Genomic DNA, 814 nt, shown 5'->3' on the forward strand with positions numbered 1-814 from the left:
AACGCTAAGGACAGCACATGCAACCAGAAATAAAAAAAATCCCCCAACAACTTGGGCAATACTTGTACCAGCAAATAAATGAGCCGTGGCTTGAGGCTCAGCTTATTTTAGATTGCGAAGATGAAAACCAACTTGAATGCAAGGCTCACTATCAAACAGAAGATGATGAAAACGAACAGCCAATTACCGTGACAGATGAGATAGTCGATTTATTCAGTACTTTGTTTGAGAATGCCACTAAACACCAACCAAAAAACTGGACGCGCGCTATTTTCACCATAAATCGCCAAGGCCAATTTAATCTGAACTTTGAGCGTGATAATAATGATGATGACGTTATTACTGCACAACAAACGTATTAAACAATAGTGATTTACCTGCTCTTTAACAACATGGATGTTGTAAGGCTAGGCGCTACAGTCTTTTAAAGATTAGCGTCTAGCCTTAGGTTGCCCCCCTCATTTACTTCTCATTCTTTTCTCTTTGTGCAACATGGTTTTAAGTAAAATATTCACAAAGAGGTTAAGAGGCGCTGCGCTTAAAGAGCTCACTGCTATTTAGCTCGACAGAATGTGTGTTTTTTAATAAAAAAGCCCACAAACAGCCAGTAGTCCTAGTGCCTCAAACCCTGCGAGTATTAGTCGCATTAACGATGTAACCATCAATGATGCAGGCGTTGCAGCAACGACTGCTAGTGTGGTCGATTTAGAATATGTATACCTAGACGGGAGTCCTGTTAAAAAATGCCCCCTACACCATCACCTTCGATGATGGAACGCAGCAAACAGGGCAACTAGACGACAGTGGACAAGCG

At 41.5% G+C, this 814-nt stretch carries 1 protein-coding gene; it reads left to right on the forward strand.

The window, feature by feature from the left end; translation table 11 throughout:
- Positions 1-17 precede the first annotated feature (17 nt).
- Positions 18-362 carry an immunity protein YezG family protein gene (locus tag FW757_RS23135; protein ID WP_182719753.1) on the forward strand — a complete coding sequence of 115 codons (345 nt, stop codon included), beginning with the start codon at positions 18-20 and terminating at the stop codon, positions 360-362.
- Positions 363-814: the final 452 nt, after the last annotated feature.

Source organism: Pseudoalteromonas sp. 1181_04 (assembly GCF_052850545.1).